Source organism: Paraplanobispora takensis, assembly GCF_016863195.1.
GTDB lineage: Bacteria > Actinomycetota > Actinomycetes > Streptosporangiales > Streptosporangiaceae > Planobispora > Planobispora takensis.
Window position 1 is genome coordinate 38,752 of sequence record NZ_BOOK01000017.1, and the last position, 14,018, is coordinate 52,769.

General features: G+C 70.8%; 12 protein-coding genes. 6 read left to right on the forward strand and 6 right to left on the reverse strand.

Going from position 1 to position 14,018, the window contains the following annotated elements; translation table 11 throughout:
• The first annotated feature begins 408 nt into the window (after window positions 1-408).
• On the forward strand, window positions 409-1,455 hold the full coding sequence (locus tag Pta02_RS13130; RefSeq protein WP_203875066.1) for a 3-isopropylmalate dehydrogenase: 1,047 nt from the start codon (window positions 409-411) through the stop codon (window positions 1,453-1,455).
• Between the two features lie 185 nt (window positions 1,456-1,640).
• Window positions 1,641-2,735, forward strand: coding sequence for a branched-chain amino acid aminotransferase (locus Pta02_RS13135; protein WP_203875067.1), 1,095 nt, complete (start codon window positions 1,641-1,643; stop codon window positions 2,733-2,735).
• A 207-nt stretch (window positions 2,736-2,942) separates the two neighbouring features.
• Here the strand turns inward: Pta02_RS13135 and Pta02_RS13140 are convergent, their stop codons facing one another.
• Entirely contained in the window at window positions 2,943-3,596 is a 654-nt protein-coding gene (locus Pta02_RS13140; protein WP_203875068.1) for an O-methyltransferase, read from the reverse strand.
• 278 nt (window positions 3,597-3,874) lie between these two features.
• Here Pta02_RS13140 and cimA point away from each other — a divergent pair, with 278 nt between their 5' ends.
• Entirely contained in the window at window positions 3,875-5,452 is a 1,578-nt protein-coding gene (gene cimA / locus Pta02_RS13145; RefSeq protein ID WP_203875069.1) for a citramalate synthase, read from the forward strand.
• Between the two features lie 71 nt (window positions 5,453-5,523).
• Here the strand turns inward: cimA and Pta02_RS13150 are convergent, their stop codons facing one another.
• The 3 genes from Pta02_RS13150 to Pta02_RS13160 form a co-directional block, all read right to left on the reverse strand.
• The gene (locus Pta02_RS13150) at window positions 5,524-7,140 is read right to left on the reverse strand and encodes a heparinase II/III domain-containing protein (protein ID WP_239130431.1); all 1,617 of its coding nucleotides are present in this window, start codon (window positions 7,138-7,140) and stop codon (window positions 5,524-5,526) included.
• A gap of 196 nt (window positions 7,141-7,336) precedes the next feature.
• Window positions 7,337-7,957 carry a cysteine hydrolase family protein gene (locus Pta02_RS13155; protein ID WP_203875071.1) on the reverse strand — a complete coding sequence of 207 codons (621 nt, stop codon included), beginning with the start codon at window positions 7,955-7,957 and terminating at the stop codon, window positions 7,337-7,339.
• Between the two features lie 45 nt (window positions 7,958-8,002).
• Window positions 8,003-9,010 (reverse strand): helix-turn-helix domain-containing protein, encoded by a 1,008-nt coding sequence (locus Pta02_RS13160; RefSeq protein WP_203875072.1) that lies wholly within the window; start codon window positions 9,008-9,010, stop codon window positions 8,003-8,005.
• 181 nt (window positions 9,011-9,191) lie between these two features.
• Here Pta02_RS13160 and Pta02_RS13165 point away from each other — a divergent pair, with 181 nt between their 5' ends.
• Window positions 9,192-9,788 (forward strand): HD domain-containing protein, encoded by a 597-nt coding sequence (locus Pta02_RS13165; RefSeq protein ID WP_203875073.1) that lies wholly within the window; start codon window positions 9,192-9,194, stop codon window positions 9,786-9,788.
• A 140-nt stretch (window positions 9,789-9,928) separates the two neighbouring features.
• On the opposite strand, the gene Pta02_RS13170 is transcribed toward Pta02_RS13165, so the two are convergent.
• Complete coding sequence (locus Pta02_RS13170; protein ID WP_203875074.1) at window positions 9,929-10,315, reverse strand: antibiotic biosynthesis monooxygenase family protein; 387 nt, start codon at window positions 10,313-10,315, stop codon at window positions 9,929-9,931.
• Between the two features lie 155 nt (window positions 10,316-10,470).
• Here Pta02_RS13170 and Pta02_RS13175 point away from each other — a divergent pair, with 155 nt between their 5' ends.
• Window positions 10,471-11,247: a fumarylacetoacetate hydrolase family protein gene (locus tag Pta02_RS13175; protein WP_203875075.1), complete on the forward strand. Its 777-nt coding sequence runs from the start codon at window positions 10,471-10,473 to the stop codon at window positions 11,245-11,247.
• A gap of 28 nt (window positions 11,248-11,275) precedes the next feature.
• Window positions 11,276-12,607, forward strand: coding sequence for a glutamate--tRNA ligase (gene gltX / locus Pta02_RS13180; protein ID WP_239130452.1), 1,332 nt, complete (start codon window positions 11,276-11,278; stop codon window positions 12,605-12,607).
• On the opposite strand, the gene Pta02_RS13185 is transcribed toward gltX, so the two are convergent.
• The gene (locus Pta02_RS13185) at window positions 12,501-13,967 is read right to left on the reverse strand and encodes an MATE family efflux transporter (RefSeq protein WP_203875077.1); all 1,467 of its coding nucleotides are present in this window, start codon (window positions 13,965-13,967) and stop codon (window positions 12,501-12,503) included. The genes gltX and Pta02_RS13185 overlap by 107 nt on opposite strands.
• Between the last annotated feature and the right edge of the window lie 51 nt (window positions 13,968-14,018).

Genomic DNA, 14,018 nt, shown 5'->3' on the forward strand with positions numbered 1-14,018 from the left:
CCAGGTAGCCTGGAATCAAATGCGCCAGGTTCTCGTACTCATTACCTGCCGCGGCGGGGCCTGACGGACAGGCCGGCGACCCGCCGCGGTGTGGTGGCGTTCGCTGGCTGACAGTCCCGTCGCCGGCCCGTGACCCGGGCCCGCGACCTCAGGTCCGGTCCGGCTCCGCCGATCGGAAGTCCGGACCATCTCCCCCCTCTGCTTCCGTGCGAGACGAGACGAGACTCATCATGTACGACATGTATCCCTGGAACCGCCCCGAGGACGCCGAGGACGAGGCGGCCAACGCCGTCCAGACGGCGCTGGACCGTCGTGACAACGGCGGCGCACCCACTCGCTGAGGCGCCCGATCTGTCCGCTATCTGAGATCAGTATCCGATAATCGAGACGGAGCGGTAGGGTTCCCGCATGGACTCGCGCAACATTCGTCTGGCAGTGATCCCCGGCGACGGGATCGGGGTCGAGGTCGTCACCGAGGGCCTGAAGGTCCTGGACGCCGTGGGCGGCAAGGTGGAGACCACCACCTACGACCTCGGTGCCAAGCGCTACAACAGCACCGGTGAGATCCTTCCCGACGCCGTCCTGGACGAGCTGCGCGGATACGACGCCATCCTGCTCGGCGCGATCGGCGACCCCAGCGTGCCCCCGGGCGTGCTGGAGCGCGACCTGCTGCTCAAGCTCCGCTTCGAGCTCGACCACTACGTGAACCTGCGCCCGGTCAAGCTCTTCCCGGGCGTGGAGACCCCGCTGGCCGAGTCCCGGCCGGAGGACATCGACATGATCGTCGTCCGCGAGGGCACCGAGAGCCTCTACGCCGGGGCCGGCGGCGTACTGCGCCGCGGCACGCCGCACGAGGTCGCCACCCAGGAGTCGCTGAACACCGCCTTCGGCGTCGAGCGCGTCGTGCGCTACGCCTTCGAGCAGGCGCAGGCCCGTCCCCGCAGGAAGCTGACGCTGGTCCACAAGACCAACGTGCTGACCTACGCGGGCGACCTGTGGGCCCGCACGCTCGACCGGGTCGGCCTGGAGTACCCCGGCGTGCAGACCGACTACTGCCACGTCGACGCGGCCTCGATGTTCTTCGTCAGCCAGCCGGAGCGGTTCGACGTGATCGTCACCGACAACCTCTTCGGCGACATCATCACCGACATCGGCGCCGCCGTGGCCGGTGGCATCGGCCTGGCCGCCAGCGGCAACATCAACCCCGACGGGACCGCGCCGAGCATGTTCGAGCCGGTCCACGGCAGCGCCCCCGACATCGCCGGCCAGGGCAAGGCCGACCCCACCGCCACGATCCTGTCGGTCGCCATGCTCCTGAACCACCTGGGCCTGACCCGGCAGGCCGCCCGGGTCGAGCAGGCCGTCGCCGACGACCTGCTGGAGCGCCAGACCAACTGGACGGCCCGGACCACCCACGAGATCGGCGACGACATCACCGCCCGAGTAGCCGGCTGAGAGCCGCCCACTCGACATTTCGGACGCGCCCGGCGGCTCTCTGAGAGAGCCGCCGGGCGCGTCTTTGTGCATTGGGGCGCCCCGGCCCTGCCGATGAGCTCTCCGGATGCAGTAGTTTCCCGTTACCCGGTCCATCGCAGAATGGACTAAAGGGTAGACCCGCCACGAAGAGAAGGATCTCCGTCATGACCACTGCTCAGAAGCTCAGCTTCGACGTGCAGGCCTCCGATCACGCTCGCACCGCGGCCGAGCGCGAGCAGGTACTGGCGAGCCCCGGTTTCGGGCAGGTCTTCACCGACCACATGATCTCGATCGACTACACCGAGGGCCGCGGCTGGCACGACGCGCGGCTCATGCCGTACGGCCCGCTGCTGCTGGACCCCTCGACCTCGGTCTTCCACTACGCGCAGGAGCTGTTCGAGGGGCTCAAGGCCTACCGTCAGCAGGGCGGTTCGATCGTGTCCTTCCGGCCGCAGGCCAACGCGGCGCGCTTCAACACCTCCGCGCGGCGCATGGCCATGCCCGAGCTGCCCGAGGAGACGTTCGTCGAGTCGCTGGAGCTGCTGGTGCAGACCGACCGCGACTGGGTGCCCACGACCCCGGGCCACAGCCTCTATCTGCGCCCCTTCATGATCGCCACGCAGTCGGCGCTCGGCGTCAACTACCCCTCGCAGACCTACAAGTACATGGTGATCGCCTCCCCGGCCGCCGCCTACTTCGGCGCGAGCCAGGCGGTCTCGGTGTGGCTGTCGACGGAGTACACCCGGGCGGCCCCCGGCGGCACCGGCTTCGCCAAGTGCGGCGGCAACTACGCCGCGGCCTTCGTGGCCCAGCGCCAGGCCGTCGAGCAGGGCTGTGACCAGGTGGTCTGGCTGGACGCCTACGAGCACCGCTACGTCGAGGAGATGGGGGGCATGAACCTGTTCTTCGTCTACGGCGACCGCCTGCTCACCCCGGCCCTGACCGGCACCCTGCTGCCGGGCATCACCCGCGACTCGATCCTCACCCTCGCCGGCGACCTCGGCCTCAAGGCCGAGGAGGGCCGCCTGTCGATCGAGGAGTGGCAGGAGGGCTGCGAGTCCGGCGAGCTCACCGAGGTCTTCGCCTGCGGCACCGCCGCGGTCGTGACCCCGGTCGGCTCGGTCAAGGGCGCCGACCGTGCCTGGACCGTCGGCGACGGCACCCCCGGCGAGGTCACCATGCGCATCCGCGAGGAGCTGACCGGCATCCAGTACGGCACCCGCCCCGACCCGCACGGCTGGGTGCACAAGATCTGCTGACCCGCTCCGGATCTTCGAAGAGGATGATCCGCTCCGCGTCTTCCGGGGCGGTCGTCCTCGTCCTGCGGCATGGAGAGAGCCCGCCCACCCGGGCCCTCTCCGGCCGTGGCCTATTCCTCTCCGTGCGGGTGGGCGCAACGTGTTTGGCGTGCGACTTAAAGTGATCGGAAAGATTTCCGCCCCGCGGGGAGTCCGGCGAACTTCTCGTCAGTGTTTTCGGATCATGGTCAGGCCGTCGGCGATGGGGAGCATGATCGAGGTGACCCGGGGGTCGGCGGCGACCATGTCGTTGAACGCGCGCATCGCCACGGTGGTCTCGTCGTGCTCGTGGGGATGGGCGACCTTGCCGTGCCACAGGGTGTTGTCGGCCAGGATCAGGCCGCCCGGGGTCAGATAGGACATGATGATCTCGTAGTAGACGCCGTAGTTCTCCTTGTCGGCGTCGATGAAGGCCAGGTCGACGGCCGGGAAGGTCGGCAGGTCGTGCAGCCGTTCGGCGGCGTCGCCGATCCGCAGCTCGATGCGGCCGGCGACGCCGGTCTTCTCCCAGTAGCGCCGGGCCACCGACGTCCACTCCTCGCTGATGTCGAAGCAGTTGAGCTTGCCCCTGGCGGTCAGGCCGCGGGCGATGCAGATGGCGGAGTAGCCGGTGAAGGTGCCCACCTCGACGGCGTTCCTGGCCCGGATGAGCTGGGCGATCATTGTGAGGAAGCGGCCCTGGTCGGGGGCGATCTGCATGTTCGCCCGCTCGCCCATGAGCTCGCGCGTCTCCATGGCCAGCGCCTCGAGCACGTCGTCGGGCCCGGTGGTGTGGGCCAGGAGATACTGGCCGACGGCCGCTTCGAGATAAGTCGCCTTCATAATCCCTATTCTGGCCGGTGAATCGGACTGCGAACACACGGGGTGCGCAGTCGGTCGCTCAAAGTGCGTCTCGTATCCTGAGATCGATGTGTCAGATGGTGTCAGCGTGTGGCAGACTCCGAAGCATCATGTCCTATGGTCTGCTCATTATCGGCAGGCGCGCTGGCTGACAAGGGACACCGCCAGCGCGCAGACCTCTCACGTCCGTGAGGGGTCTTTCTTGTTTCTGAGGCCGGAGCGAGCGCGCGGCGAGGCATCGGACCGCGAAGGAGAGACCAATGACCGACGACCGCTTCCACGTGTACGACACGACACTCCGTGACGGCGCCCAACAGGAGGGGCTCAACCTCACGGTGGTCGACAAGCTGGCCATCGCGCGGCACCTGGACGGCCTGGGCGTCGGTTTCATCGAAGGAGGCTGGCCCGGGGCCAACCCCAAGGACACCGAGTTCTTCCGGCGGGCTCGAACAGAGCTCGACCTGAAGCACGCGCAGCTCGCCGCGTTCGGCGCGACCCGCCGGGCCGGTGTGAAGGCAGCAGACGACCCTCTGGTGGCCGCACTGCGCGAATCCGGCGCGCCGGTCGTGACCCTTGTCGCCAAGAGTCACGACCGGCACGTGGAGCTGGCCCTCCGCACGACTCTCCAGGAGAACCTCGCGATGATCCGCGACACGGTTTCTCACCTTCGTGCGGAGGGACAGCGGGTCTTCCTCGACGCCGAGCACTTCTTCGACGGCTACAAGTCCAACCCAGCGTACGCGCTGGAGGTGCTGCGCACCGCCGCGGAGGCGGGCGCCTCGGTGATCGCGCTGTGCGACACCAACGGCGGCATGCTCCCCGACGAACTGGCCGACGTCGTACACGAGGCGGCCGGCACCGGGGCCCGCATCGGCATCCACTGTCACGACGACACCGGCTGCGCGGTGGCCAACACCCTGGCCGCGGTCAAGGCGGGCGCCACCCACGTGCAGGGCTGCGCCAACGGGTACGGCGAGCGCTCCGGCAACGCCAACCTGTTCACGGTCGTGGCCAACCTCCAGCTCAAGCGGGGCTTCGACCTGGTCCCGCGGGAGGCGCTGGCCGACATGACCCGGATCGCGCACGCGATCACCGAGGTCACCAACGTCACCCCGAACTCCCACGCCCCCTACGTCGGGGTCTCCGCCTTCGCGCACAAGGCCGGGCTGCACGCCAGCGCGATCAAGGTCGACCCCAACCTCTACCAGCACATCGACCCGGCCCAGGTCGGCAACGACATGCGGATGCTGGTCTCCGACATGGCCGGGCGCGCCTCGGTCGAGCTCAAGGGACGCGAGCTGGGCTACGAGCTGTCCGCGGAGACCTCCCGCGAGCTGGTGGACCGGGTCAAGGAGCTGGAGTCGCGCGGCTACACCTTCGAGGCCGCCGACGCCTCCTTCGAGCTGCTGCTGCGCGACACCGTGGCGGGCGAGCGCAGGCGGCACTTCGAGGTCGAGTCCTGGCGGGTGATCGTCGAGCGGAACCGGGGCGGCGAGCTGATCAGCGAGGCCACCGTCAAGCTGCACGCCAAGGGCGAGCGGATCGTCGCCACCGGCGAGGGCAACGGCCCGGTCAACGCCCTGGACAAGGCCGTCCGGGCGGCGCTGGAGCGGCTCTACCCGGAGCTGGCCGGGGTCGAGCTGATCGACTTCAAGGTGCGGATCCTGGAGGGCGCCCACGGCACCGACGCGATCACGCGCGTGCTGATCACCTCCAGCGACGCGACCGGCGAGTGGGCCACCGTGGGCGTCGACGAGAACATCATCGACGCCTCCTGGCAGGCCCTGGAGCAGGCCGTGACCTACGGGCTGCTGCGGGCGGGGCACCACGCGGACTGACCGCGGGCCCCTGTGGACGGGAGAGGGGGTACGGCGGCCGCCGTACCCCCTCTCCCGTCAGTGGGCGCCGGTCACGAGAGCTTCGAGCCGCTGACCCGGAAGCTGACCGCGCCGTCGGAGGTCTGCAGGCTGACCTTGCCGCCGGAGCACGAGACCGACGGGTCGCCGGTGCCGGGCACCACCACGGTGAGCAGCGACCCGGTGGAGGCGGCGGAGACGACCGCGGGGGCGGCCTGCTTCTTCAGGTAGGCGGGGGAGACCCAGCCCTGGTAGGGGCCGGACGCGCCGCGGACGACCTTCGAGGTGACCGGCGTGCAGGACGGCATCGCCACCTGGACGAGCGTCGCCTTCCAGCCGGACTTGTCCTTGACCACGACCCGCCCGCCGCCGCTCGAGACCTTCGACAGGTCCGCCGCCAGGTGCCAGACGGTGCGGACCTTCGAGCCCTCGGGGACGGTGTCCAGCACGGCCATCACGTCCTGCCCGTGGTTGACCAGGACCGAGCGGGTGCGCGGCACGCCGTAGGCCCGGTCGGTGAGCCGGAAGCTCTGCCGGTCCTCGCCGACGGAGGAGCCGGTCAGGGCCGTGGCGGTCCGGGGCCGGAACCGGGCCCCGGCCACGATCGGCACGTTGTGCGCCTCGGGGGACATCGTCCAGCGGCGGTAGCCGGTGTTCTCGTAGGAGTGGAACCCCACGTCGACCAGGACGTCGCGGCCCTGGGCGTAGTAGGTCACGCCGAGGTGGTCCTCGTGGCCGTGGTACTTGGCCCCGGGACCGAAGCGGATGGAGTAGAACGCCGACTCCGGCTTGTCCCACGCGGTGCGGCCGTAGACGTAGCCGTTGCCGAACACCTTGACGGTCTTCTTCGGGTGCTCGTACCCGACCGGGCGCACGTCCGCGCCGCCGTCGCCGATCGGCACCATGAAACCGTTGGGCTGCGTGGAGTGGGAGATGAAGCCCTCCAGCGACTTCCACCGCTCCGCGATCGAGGCCGGCACCTTCCTGCCGCACGCCTCGATGTTGCTCATCGCCACCTTGAGCCGGTCGTAGACGTAGATGGCGTAGCGGGGGGCCTGCTCGCGCAGCGCGCCCTGGGAGTCGACGTCGAGCTCGACCGTCTCGGTCAGGCGGCGGATCGCCAGCCCGGACCACTCGTCGCGGCCGTAGCGGCAGCCGATGCCCAGCAGCGCGATGTCCTGGTCGATGCCGTGGTTGTGGCCCTTCTCGTACAGGGCCGGGTTGGAGAGCATCTTGGCGTGCTCGGCCAGGCTCCTGGTCAGCCAGGACTCGCTGACGTGCCTGCTCAGGCAGACCAGGGCGGGCGCGCGCAGCGCGATCGGGTGCTCCTGCCAGGCGTACGGGCTGCCGCCGCCGCGCAGCGGGTTGTCCTTCACCCAGTCCTGGGCGATCTCGGTGGCGCGCGACAGGTAGGAACGTTCCCCGGTGTTCTCGTAGTCGGCGACCAGCCGGCCCATCCAGCGCAACGAGTGGAAGACCATGCTCCAGGAGCGGTTGCGGTAGGGGTCGGTCCGCCAGTCGACGTCCTTGCCGACCTTGACCGCGGGCAGGTCGAGGAAGCTCAGCTGCCCGTCCATGACGTCCGGCGACGTCGGGGTCGCCGGCAACCAGTCGCCCTGGCACTCGGCCGTGCGTTTGACCTTGTCCGTCGCCTCCGAGGTCCCTGTCATCCCGCCGCTGGTCAGGAGGAGAGCGATGGAGAGTGCGATTGCTTGTGTGCGGCGGCGCACGCCTGTTCCTTCCGGGACTGGTGGGAGAGCTGATTATGCTGTCCGAATCCCACCAAACCGGTCAAGCCAAGAGACGACCTTCGCGTACATCGTTAGCAACTAGATGCGGGGAACAGGTTTACGGGGTGGTGAGCCCTCAGCCGGAGACCTCGGCGGGCTCCTGGCGGGTGCTCGCCCAGATGTCCGGGCGCGGCAGCGGCCGGCCGGCCCCGACCGCGGCCGTCCACTCGGCGGTGGCGGCCACCGCGGCGAAGTTGGAGGCCATCACCACCAGCACGTGGCTGTGCGCCTCCTCGGCGGTCAGCCGCCCCGCGGGGGTGGACAGCGCGACGGTCCCGGTCGCGTCCGACAGGAACTCCACCGCCATGCCCCGGTGGTAGGCGTCGCGGGCGGTGGACTCGTCGCAGTTCTGCGTCATGTATCCCGCGATGGTCACCGTGTCGACCTCCCGGGCCTCCAGCCAGGCGCCGAGGCCGGTCCGGGCGAAGGCGGAGGCCATCGTCTTGTCCATCAGCAGGTCGTACGGCCTGCCGGACACCTCCTCGCGCAGCTCCCACCCGTGCCCGCCGGAGGCGAAGATCGGGGACTCGGCCGGGGCCGTGTGCCGGACCACGACCACCGGGACGCCGTGCGCGCGGGCGGTGTCCATCGCGGACATGATGTTCGCCAGGCTCTCCTCGCGCGGCGGGTGGGCGATCGGCAGGTCACCGGTGAAGTACTCGTTCTGGACGTCGATGACGACGAGGGCTCGCTTCATGCGTTCAAGCCTGGATCAGCCGGCGGCGCCCGCGTGAGGGCGGCCTCAGCCACCCACCGAGAGATTCACGCCATCGGCGGCGCCCGCGCCGTCCCCCGCACCCATGCCGAAGGTCTCCCGGTAGGCCGTGGGGGAGACGCCCACGTGGCGGCGGAAGTGCGGGCGCAACGCGACCGCCGAGGCGAAGCCCGCCCGGCGGGCCACCCGCTCGACCGGCTCGGCCGTCGTCTCCAGCAGCCGCTGGGCGTGCAGGACCCGCTGGTGCAGCAGCCACTGCGCGGGGGTGGTCCCGGTGACCTGGCGGAAGCGCCGGTCGAAGGTGCGCCTGCTCATCAGCGCCCGGGCGGCCATGCCGTCCACGCTCAGCTCGCGGTCCAGATGACGCAGGGCCCAGTCGAGGGTGTCGCCGAACGGGTCGCCGGTGGCGGGGGCGGGGACGGGGTGGTCGATGTACTGCGCCTGCCCTCCGGACCGGTGGGGCGGCGTGACCAGGCCGCGGGCGATGCTGTTGGCCGCCTGCGTGCCGTGCGAGCGGCGCACGAGGTGCAGGCAGAGGTCGATGCCGCCGGTGCTGCCCGCGGAGGTGAGGATGTCGCCCTCGTCCACGTAGAGCACGTCGGGCCGGACCTCGACGCGCGGGTGCAAGGAGGCCAGCAGCCCGGCGTAGCGCCAGTGGGTGGTGGCCGGGCGCCCGTCCAGCAGGCCGGTGGCGGCCAGCACGAACGTGCCCAGGCACAGCGAGACCACCGTCGCGCCCGCGCTGTGGGCCCGGCGCAGCGCCTCCAGCGCCTCCTCCGGGGGCGGTTCGCCGGCCGACGGCCGCCGCCAGGTCGGCACGATGACCAGGTCGGCGCCCTCCACGGCGTCCAGGTCGTACGGCGCGGCGAGGGTGACGCCCGCGTCCGTGCGGACCGGGCCGCCCTCGGCGGCGATCACCCGCACGTCGAACTCCGGCCGGTCGTCCCGCCGCTCGCCGAACACCGCGATCGGCACCGAGGCCTCGAACAGGGGGATCCGGTCGAACATCAGCACCGCGACCGTGGAGAACCCCATGGCGCGATCCTATCGGCCGACGGCGTTCCAGCCAGTCGCCCCCGAAGCCGTATGTGGCGGGATCCCATCGGCCGGTGATATCCCGGCCACTCGTCCCATGGGGTTGTACGTGGCGGGATCCTATCGATCGATGACTTCCCGGCCACTCGTCCGGCGGGCCGTACCCGGTGATCCTGGTCCCATGAGACTCGCCGACATCGTGATCCCCGAGACGCCCGCCGCCCGCGCCGCGCTGGAGGCGGCCACCGCCTACTGCTCGCCCGCGCTGCTCAACCACTCGATCCGGGCCTATCTGTGGGCCGCGGCCTACGCCGGCCGGAGGGGCATCGCCTTCGACGCCGAGCTGCTCTACGTCTCCTCGATGTTCCACGACATCGGGCTGGTGGCGGAGTTCGACAGCCACACGGTGCCCTTCGAGGAGGCGGGGGGTCACGTGGCGTGGATCTTCTGCGCGGGCGCCGGCTGGCCGGTCGAGCGCCGCGTGCGCGCCTCCGAGGTGATCGTCCGCCACATGTGGGACAAGGTCGACGTCACCCAGGACCCCGAGGGCCACCTGCTGGAGCTGTCCACCGGCCTCGACATCTCCGGCCGCAACCCCCAGGACTGGTCCGAGGACCTCCGCGCCGAGATCCTGGAGAGCTACCCCCGCCTCGGACTCGCCGAGGAGTTCACCGCCTGCATCACCGCCCAGGGAACACGCAAGCCCGACAGCCTCGCCGGCGGCTTCGTCCGCAACGGCGTGGCCGCCCGCATCGCCGCCAACGCCCTGGACAGGTAGGTCCTGGAGCGGCAGGGGGCGGGTCTCCGGTGGAGCGGGTGCCGCCCACCCGTGCGCCGCCGTACCCGCTTGCAGCCTCAGGACCTACCCGCCCGGACCGCTGCCCGTCGCCGTACCTCCACCCGCGCGACGGGCAGAGGTCAGGCCTTGGGGCCGGTGCTCTGGACGACTTCGAAGGACCAGATCTCGGATCCCGAGGCGGCCGGGCCCTGGCCGTGACCATGCCCGTGTCCGTGGCCCTGCGCCTGCCCGTGGCCGTGTCCATGGCCCTGGGCGCCGGCCTCGGCGGCGGCCTGGGCGTGGCCGCGCTGGAAGGACTGGCTCTCGGTCCAGCGGGTGAAGTCCTCCTCGGACCGCCAGCGGGTGTAGACCATGTACCGGTCGGTGCCCTCCATCGGGCGCAGCAGCTCGAACCACTCGAACCCGTCGGCCGACTCCACCATCCCGGCCCGGTTCGAGAACCTGCGCTCCAGTTCCTCGCGCATCTCCTCGGGCACGGTCAGTACGTTGATCTTCACGACGGACATGTGGGCTCCTCCCGGAAGGTCTCCCGCCCAACCCTACGATCTCCGTCCTCCGGCCCCCGAGCCGCTCCCCGGAAGACACGGAGCCGAGTCCCGCGACGCGCCCGTACGGCGGGCGACCCGGCCAACGCCCCTGGCCGCTCCACTAGCCTTGTCGTGTGCGCATCGCGAGATTCTCCACAGGTGAAGGTGTCGGATTCGGCGTGGTCGAAGGCGGTCCGGGCGAGGAGTTCATCTCCGCGATCTCGGGGCACCCGTTCGGCCCGATCCAGTTCACCGGCGAGCGCCACTCGCTCTCCCAGGTCAGGCTGCTCGCGCCCATGCTGCCCAGCAAGGTCGTGGCCATCGGCAAGAACTACGCCGACCACGCCCGCGAGATGGGCGGCGAGGTCCCCGACGAGCCGCTGATGTTCATCAAGCCGTCCACCTCGGTGATCGGCCCGGCGGAGGCCGTGGCCTACCCGACCGGGCTGTCGGAGCGGGTCGACTACGAGGGCGAGCTGGCCGTGGTCATCGGCCGGCTCTGCCGGGAGGTCCCCGTCGAGCGGGCCCACGAGGTCGTCTTCGGCTACACCTGCGCCAACGACGTCACGGCCAGGGACCTGCAGAAGAAGGACGTGCAGTTCACCCGGGCCAAGGGCTTCGACACCTTCTGCCCGCTCGGCCCGTGGATCCAGACCGAGCTCGACCCGGCCGACCTGGGCATCAGCACGACGGTGAACGGCGAGGTGCGGCAGAGCTCGCGCACCTCCAAGCTCATGTACGACATCCCGGCGCTGATCGCCCACGTGAGCGCGGTCATGACCCTCATCCCCGGCGACGTCATCCTGACCGGGACGCCCGAGGGGGTCGGCCCGCTGCAGGTCGGGGACGAGGTCAGCGTCGCCATCGAAGGTATCGGCACTCTCACCAACCGGGTGGTCTCCCGTGATTAGGGTTCGTTTCGCTCCCTCGCCCACCGGCATGTTCCACGTCGGCGGCGCCCGCACCGCGCTGTTCAACTGGGCGCTGGCCCAGCAGGCCGGCGGCCGGTTCGTCCTGCGCGTCGAGGACACCGACGCCACCCGCAACCGCCCGGAGTGGACCGAGGGCATCCTCTCGGCGCTGGCCTGGATCGGGATCAGCGACGAGAGCCCGGTCTTCGAGGGGCCGTTCTTCCAGTCGGCCTTCGAGCCGCAGCACCGCGAGGCCGTCGCCAAGCTGCTGGCCGACGGCAAGGCGTACTACTGCGACTGCACCCGCGATCAGCTCCAGGAGCGCACCGGCTCCGAGCACAAGGGCTACGACGGCTTCTGCCGCGACCGCGGCCTGACCGAGGGCGCCGTGCGCTTCCGCACCCCCGACGAGGGCGTCACCGTCGTGGACGACCTGATCCGCGGCCGGGTGGAGTTCCCCAACGACGCCCAGGAGGACTTCGTCATCGCGCGCAGCGACGGCTCCCCGCTGTACGTGCTGGCCAACGCCGTCGACGACATCACCCAGGGCGTCACCCACGTGGTCCGCGGCGAGGAGCACCTGGGCAACGCCCAGCGCCAGGAGCTGCTGTGGCCCGCGCTGGGCGCCAACCCGCCGGTCTGGGCGCACCTGCCGGTCATCGTCAACGAGCAGCGCAAGAAGCTCTCCAAACGCCGCGACAAGGTCGCCCTGGAGTCCTACCGCGAGGAGGGCTACCTGGCGGAGGCCATGGTCAACTATCTGATGCTGCTCGGCTGGGGCCCCGGCGAGGACCGGGAGATCATGCCCTGGTCGGAGATGATGCCGCTGTTCAAGCTGGAGAACGTCAACTCCGCCAGCGCCTTCTTCGACGAGAAGAAGCTGCGCGCCTTCAACGGCGAGTACATCCGGGCGCTGCCGCCGGAGGAGTTCGTCAAGCGGGTCGAGCCCTGGCTCGACCCCGACTGGGACCGCGCGACCTTCGCCAAGGTGGCCGAGCTGGCCCAGACCCGCGTCGCCGTACTGTCCGAGATCAGCGCGAACGTCGACTTCCTCTTCCTGGACGAGCCCTTCTTCGACCAGGCCTCGTGGGACAAGGCGATGAAGGGCCCGGCCGCGGAGATCCTCGGCGGTTACCTCGCCCGCCTGGAGAAGGCGGACATGGACCCCGAGTCCCTGAAGACCGCTCTGGAGGAGGTCGGCGCCGAGCACGGCCTCAAGCTCGGCAAGGCGCAGGCGCCGGTCCGGGTGGCGATCACCGGCCGGACCGTCGGCCTGCCGCTGTTCGAGTCGATCGAGGCCCTCGGCCGCGAGCGCTCCGTGGCCCGCCTGCGGGCGGCTCTGGAGCGTCTGCAGGGCTGAGGACGGTCCTCACCGCACCGGGCACGGCCCCCGCCGCGTCCGGTGCGCTCCTCAGCACGTCCGGTACGGCTCTCGCCGCGCGGAGCACGGCCTCCGCGGGACCGGGTACGGCCCCCGCGAGGCCGAGGGCGGCTCCGGCGGCCATGGCGAGCCAGACGCCGGTGACGCCGAGCGCGGAGCCGAGCCCGTAGGCCAGCGGCAGCTGGACCGCGAACCCCGCCAGAGTGGCGGCGAGCAGCCGGCCACCCCTGCCACCGGCCTGGAGCACCCCGCCGAGGGCGATCAGGCCGCCGAACGGGACGAGGTACAGCGTCGCCCAGCGCAGGAAGCCCACGGCCTGGGCGGCCACCACCGGGTCACCGGTGAACAGCCCGGCCGCGGGCACCGCGACCACGTTGAGCACGGCGGCCACGGCCACCCCGGTGGCCAGGCCGTACCGCAGCACCGGCCCGGCTCCATCGTTCCCCGAGACAGGCGAGGCCGCCGGTGCGCCGGAGCGGGCGGTCCGGATCAGTGCGGCCTGGCGCAGTGCGTAGAACGCCATCACCCCGGCGAGCATGATCTTCATGCCGATGCCGTACCCGGCCAGTGCCGCGACCCCGAATCCGGCGACCAGGTCGACCAGGAGCATGCCCACCAGGGACCTGGCGAGGAAGTCGCCCGACATGGGCAGGCCGGTGCGGACGACGGCCGTCGCGTCGGCGAGGTTCGCGCGGGCCCGCCGTACCCGAAGGCGTGTCCGCCGGGTACGGGGCGCCCGCCGGGACAGCAGGGCCAGGGAGACGGCGAGGGCGAGCAGCCGGGCCAGGACGGTGGCCAGGGCCGCGCCCGGCACGCCCAGGCCGAGGCCGTAGATGAACAGCGGGTCGAGGGCGACCACCAGCGCGTTGCAGAGCAGCGCGGTGCGCATCGGCGTCCCGGTCTCGCCGTGCCCCTTGAAGATCCCGTCCACCAGGTTCTGGGCGAACAGGACCGGGATCCCGGCCATGGAGACCAGATAGAAGTCCGCCGTCAGCCCGGCCGTCACGGCGTCACCGGTGAACAGCCGGGCCAGCGGCTCGCGGAGCAGCACCCCGGCGACCGCCACGGCCAGGCCGGCGGCCCCGCACAGCAGCCACGCCGTACGGATCACCGGGGCGGTCGGCCCGCGACCGTCCCGCCTGCCGACGAGCACGGTCGTGCCCGTCGTGACGGTCAGGATCATCCCCAGGGCGAGGTGCTCGGTGGTGGTCGCGATCGTCACCGCGCCCACGGCGGCGCTGCCCAGGCCGGACACCCACAGCAGGTCGATCAGGCCGACCGCCACCACTGCGCTCAGCAGTTCCACGTAGACGGGCAGAGCGAGCCGGATCAGTGCCATGGCATACCTCGATTCGATTTAGCTCGATTAGAGGTATAGCGATACGATGCG

Excerpts from the sequence above, each read along its gene's own strand:
- Pta02_RS13165 (WP_203875073.1), top strand. The coding sequence starts at position 9,192 with ATGAGACTCGCCGACATCGTGATCCCCGAGACGCCCGCCGCCCGCGCC.
- Pta02_RS13130 (WP_203875066.1), top strand. The coding sequence starts at position 409 with ATGGACTCGCGCAACATTCGTCTGGCAGTGATCCCCGGCGACGGGATC.
- Pta02_RS13155 (WP_203875071.1), bottom strand. The coding sequence starts at position 7,957 with ATGAAGCGAGCCCTCGTCGTCATCGACGTCCAGAACGAGTACTTCACC.
- Pta02_RS13135 (WP_203875067.1), top strand. The coding sequence starts at position 1,641 with ATGACCACTGCTCAGAAGCTCAGCTTCGACGTGCAGGCCTCCGATCAC.
- Pta02_RS13160 (WP_203875072.1), bottom strand. The coding sequence starts at position 9,010 with ATGGGGTTCTCCACGGTCGCGGTGCTGATGTTCGACCGGATCCCCCTG.
- gltX (WP_239130452.1), top strand. The coding sequence starts at position 11,276 with ATGTTCCACGTCGGCGGCGCCCGCACCGCGCTGTTCAACTGGGCGCTG.
- cimA (WP_203875069.1), top strand. The coding sequence starts at position 3,875 with ATGACCGACGACCGCTTCCACGTGTACGACACGACACTCCGTGACGGC.
- Pta02_RS13185 (WP_203875077.1), bottom strand. The coding sequence starts at position 13,967 with ATGGCACTGATCCGGCTCGCTCTGCCCGTCTACGTGGAACTGCTGAGC.
- Pta02_RS13150 (WP_239130431.1), bottom strand. The coding sequence starts at position 7,140 with ATGACAGGGACCTCGGAGGCGACGGACAAGGTCAAACGCACGGCCGAG.
- Pta02_RS13140 (WP_203875068.1), bottom strand. The coding sequence starts at position 3,596 with ATGAAGGCGACTTATCTCGAAGCGGCCGTCGGCCAGTATCTCCTGGCC.
- Pta02_RS13170 (WP_203875074.1), bottom strand. The coding sequence starts at position 10,315 with ATGTCCGTCGTGAAGATCAACGTACTGACCGTGCCCGAGGAGATGCGC.